This window comes from Chitinophagaceae bacterium, from assembly GCA_007695095.1.
Taxonomy (GTDB): Bacteria; Bacteroidota; Bacteroidia; order Chitinophagales; family REEL01; genus REEL01.
This window is the reverse complement of sequence record REEL01000171.1, coordinates 1-4,842: the sequence shown is the minus strand read 5'-3', so window position 1 is coordinate 4,842 and position 4,842 is coordinate 1. Positions and strand designations below refer to the sequence as shown.

Below are 4,842 nucleotides of genomic sequence, written 5' to 3'. Positions count from 1 at the left end.
CCACAAAATACTCCTACTCCTGTGAATAACCGCTAAAATACAATTCTGAAAGCAATTCACAAAGTAGAACCTGAGTAGTAGATTAAAATTAGAAAGAGGCTCTCAAATCAATTGAGCAGCCTCTTTCTAAACTTTAAAAGTGGTAAATTTTATGGCGTAAAAGGTAAAGAAGAGTGGTGTAGTATAATTCTTAATTGATCGTCATCACCTTTTTTGAAAGCCCAGGTTTTATCAACCATTACTTCATTACCATCAGCATCCACTACAAAAACATTCCCCATGGTGATAGCGACATTACCATGAATTTGAACCCCTGAGTTTACAAAACGAGCACTCTTCCATGGTTTTAATGCAAACCCTTTGTCATCCGGATATGCACTTACACCACCTACAAAATAAGCGAGGGCACCAGTCTTCGTGCTTCTAAACGTTTGATCTCCATGCGCTAAAGTAGGCTTAAAAAGGACTTCTCCATTATCATAATGGTATGCACTTGATAATACTTGCTCTGCAAAGGCTCTATAATCCCCTCCGATAGTTTTAAGTCTACCAATCTCAACCAAAGCGTCTACCCACGCTTGTTGAGCAGCAATAACTTCATCAAGCTTAATTGTATTCACTATTTGAGCAGCTTGTTCTGGACTTGATGAGGTAATATTTGCGCCTGTTTTACAGGAATTTAAACTAAACAGCATCAGTATTGATGCAAAGAAAAATACAAATTTTGTCATTTGTTTATGGTTTTTACTATGCCTACTTTGTAAAACGGTGTTCGGCTTTTCCGTATAGCTTTTTGCAAATTATTTTTTGAGATTAGTTATTTGACGTTGAAAATAAACATAGTCAAAATTAGACAATACGGGCAGATTTTAGTTTTTTCGTAAACTTCATTAACAACTTATAAACAAAGAACTGTTGTAGCGATCTGTTTTCCTCTCTTCTAATAACCTGAATTCAAATTTTATCTTGAAGCAAAGTTTTTTTAAAATAAAAAGGTCTCATATACCTTTTTCCACCACATTACTTTTAAGCCACAACCTGTGTGTTTATGAAAATGCTCATCAACTGTGATAAAAGCAAGATCGTTTAGCAGTGTCTGCCATATCATCAGGCGGCCAAAAGGATCTTTCTTGTAGACGGTGTTTTGTATTTTAGGTTATGCTTTTCAATGGAGTATTTGATGTTGATTTCCCAAACATAGACGACACTGATATAGATTTCAGTAATACTGCCAAGGAAATACAAATAAACAATATTCGGCTTTTTTCTTACAAATTCCCAAAAGCAGTTCATTACCTGTTTTATCTATTCAAAGCTGATATTCAAGACTTCATCTAGATTAGAGGCAGGTATAGCGAAACCGATACCGCTTACATTACGGCCAAAAATACGAGCATTTACTATTCCAATTAAAGATCCGTCTCTGAGAATCATTGGACCACCACTATTTCCCGGATTTATTCTTACGTCCGACTGTATGAAAGTATTGATGTCGTCGACCCTTCTGATTCCGGAAATAATCCCACTTGATAAAGTTTGTGAAAACTCCTCGGATGCGGGTGTGCCTATGGCAAATACCTCAGCAGTTATTTCAGGTGGAAATTTTGAAATTCCAAAAGGCACAAACTGGCCCTCATTTATTTTGAGCAGCGCAAGATCATGAATTAAATTCCTCCGTAAAACTACAGCAGAATATTCCTCGCCTGAATTGGTGACTACCGAAACGGTATCATCATCTCTCACCACGTGATAATTACTGATTAAGTATCCATCTTCGCTTATAAAAAAGCCACTACCATGTCCCGATTGAGATTTTATGGTAACTGTCGATTCCAATCCTCCTTCAAGGGATCCAACTGTGTGTGTTGGGTGCTTAATCAATATGGTTTCAGTTTGGCCAGCCAATAAACTATCTACATTTATTTTCCTAAGCTGATTAAATTCTTCTGAATCATCTATATTTTGCAATTTCTCTTTGATGGCACTATCTACCAGTTTTTCTAAGTCAGTTATTGTTTTGTTTGTTTTACCGCCAAATCCTACACCGTCAGTGGGAGTAAAGTCAGTTATGAAATTAAACTCCTTTTGGAACAGGTCATTCCCATAATAATCTGTAAATTCCCATTTGGTCTGAAATTGAATACCCACCTGATTACTTGATATGACAAGAATAATCAATTCCTCTAATTTTACATTAGCGTAAATGGCTGTCAGATAGGTATGAATAATTCTTGTACTGGGTAAAAAACTGTAATCCTTTGAAGAAAACTGTTCATCCAAGAATTCCCGGACTCTACTAATATAATTGAAGCCATTATTGCTTAAGTATCCATTGGTAAGCTCGCCTTGATTATTAGTTCTTTCAAAATGACGTTGATTCCGGAAGTTTTTACGCTGAGGATAATAGACTTTAGGATCTATTTCAACTGATCTCAAATATACATTCCTTAATTGAGTATCAGTACCATTCTCAATGATCTCATTTTTTATACTCGCCATGGCACTTTCATTATCAATGGCTTTTAAACTAGGTTGAATATAAAAAATGAAAAAGGATGTAAAAATCAGGCTAAAAGTTATTCTTGAATTTAGACTGAAATATGCTAAGATGGTGGTAATAAAACTATAATTCATCTTGAAATTCAATTTTTAATTTTTCCAGTATTTGTTGTGTAGGTAAGGCAAAACCTATTCCATCAATAGTCAGAGACCTGATGCTTCCCAAAACTATTCCAAGTACCCCACCATTTTCATCGGTCAGTGGGCCTCCATTATTTCCGGAGTTGATACTGGCATCAGTCTGGATATATTGTAATCCATCTGGACTTTCCCTAAAAGCAGACACTATACCTCTTGAAACTGACTGCGCCAACTCTTCAGACAATGGAGAACCGACAACAAAGATATTTGATCCAATATCCGGAATTGATTTATTGAAGCTTAATGGTCTAAAATCAATGCTTTCTGCGTTGATTTTTAGTAGTGCCAGATCGTACAGCTTACTTTTTCTAACCAATTGAGCTTCATGAGATGATCCATCTGATACAACCACTTCAATCTCATCGGCATTTGCTATCCGATTGTAGTTCGTAATCAAGTAACCTTCCTCACTTATAAAAAACCCACTACCCTGTCTTTCCTCTGTTTTTATCAAAACAACACCTTCAATGGCTTCACTTAACCTATCCGGAGAAGAATCTGAAGGTTTGAGAATAATGAATTCTGCTTCCTGTTCTTTTTTGATAAAGCTTCTATCTGATATCAAACTGCGAACTTCATCATTCTCCATAAATTGTATTAAACCCTTCTCCATCGCATCTATCATTGCTAAATAGACTGATACCTGTGTGGCTTTAATTCTTTCTTCTGCAAAATTTGCTGGATAAATAAAAGAAGGATTTCTTTCAGTATATATTCCAAAGTAACGTCTTGGCACTACAAATTCGCCCGATTTAGTCTCCGTTGTGAAACTAAAAACCGTTTCCCCATAAATATTTTTTAATTCCCAATTTGCCTTCAGATCAACAAGAGAAAAATGAGTTTGAACCATTGAGTGTTGAACCTTCTGAATATCTGCTGATAAAATAAGGTTATTCGCGTAACTAAACCTGAATATTGTCGAGGTAACAGTGGTATCAATAAAGCCTCCCTCAACTAAAACTTCATTTAATGAATTTTCAATTAATTCTGTATCTGTATATCGGAAATCAGGGAAATAACTATAACTTAACGGCCTTGCTCTTTTGTTTAAATACCTTCTATAAGACCTAAAAATTAAACCACCAACCTTATCATCATTGGAAGCAGAAATTTCAATATCATATAAAAATACTTCTCTCTCATTCTCACCTCTTTCAGGAATCTTGAGCAGTTTTTCTTCAAGTATAATATCATATGGGTAATCGTATGCCAGATTTGAATGATCTATAAGAATGGGTATATAAAGTATTCCAAAGGGTATCCAGGAAAAAATATGGTACCATGGTCTTTGGAATTGGTAAACAGCCTTATATTCTGACTTGTAGCCATCTTTTTCAATAGTAATTTGCTTTGGAAGCCCGTCTCTTACTAAGCTTTCTCTTTCTTTTCTTAAGGGAGGTTCTTCACCATCTACCATTATTTCAACTTCAGAACCCTCCTAATGAATTACATTGAGGTCCTGGTACTTACCACTAATAATTGTGGCACAACTTGAAAATAAAAAAAGGGAGATTATAATAGAAAAATAAAAAACTGTCTTCATGATCAAAATTTATGGGACTACAAAGAAATTTAATTTTTTTCAATAAAAAAAATAAGTTTTTATTTTACTTATTATTAATGCAACTTTTTATGGTTTTCATCTTTTGGGAATTAAGCAATTCTCAGGTACTATTTTACTAATAAAAGGAGGCTTCGGGTGATCTTTATCTCACAATTTAAAAGTCTGAACCCAAATAATTGGTCAAAATAGATTGCTAAAATGAAACTCTTGAATTTCCGGCAACCAACTGACGAAAATTGCATCCATTCCATCTCTTGCTTGACGTAATTCTTAAACTTGGGTAAGAGTTAAAGGGAGAGTTTCTTTGGGGTCATAAAAAAAGCCCGACTCCATAATGAACCGGCTTCAACTAATGAGTGTACTCACTAATTATCCATTGCCAAAAATCATCAGAAGGGCAAGTTGTCTTTCTGAACTGCGGGTGTGAGGTTGATGAATTGGTTGGCATAAACCTCAGTTGCATAATGCTTACGGCCTTCTTTGTCTTGGTAGCTGCGGTTGACCAGTTTGCCGTTGATGGCGGCGCGGTTTCCCTTGTTGAGAATACTCACCATATGTTTGTCAGTCTTACCCCAGGC

The 4,842-nt window shown here is 35.5% G+C and carries 5 protein-coding genes; all 5 read right to left on the bottom strand.

All coding sequences use genetic code 11. The annotated features are described in order from the left end of the window. Positions 1-149: 149 nt before the first annotated feature. Entirely contained in the window at positions 150-695 is a 546-nt protein-coding gene (locus EA412_14140; protein TVR76216.1) for a hypothetical protein, read from the bottom strand. A gap of 412 nt (positions 696-1,107) precedes the next feature. Next, on the bottom strand, positions 1,108-1,293 hold the full coding sequence (locus tag EA412_14135) for a hypothetical protein (GenBank protein ID TVR76215.1): 186 nt from the start codon (positions 1,291-1,293) through the stop codon (positions 1,108-1,110). Positions 1,294-1,305: 12 nt separating this feature from the next. Further along, positions 1,306-2,634 (bottom strand): serine protease, encoded by a 1,329-nt coding sequence (locus EA412_14130; protein TVR76214.1) that lies wholly within the window; start codon positions 2,632-2,634, stop codon positions 1,306-1,308. After that, positions 2,624-4,117 carry a hypothetical protein gene (locus EA412_14125; protein TVR76213.1) on the bottom strand — a complete coding sequence of 498 codons (1,494 nt, stop codon included), beginning with the start codon at positions 4,115-4,117 and terminating at the stop codon, positions 2,624-2,626. The genes EA412_14130 and EA412_14125 overlap by 11 nt, the downstream gene beginning before the upstream one ends. Positions 4,118-4,653: 536 nt before the next feature. Further along, positions 4,654-4,842, bottom strand: a 189-nt coding sequence (locus tag EA412_14120; protein TVR76212.1) for a single-stranded DNA-binding protein, incomplete at its 5' end; no start/stop codon positions are given.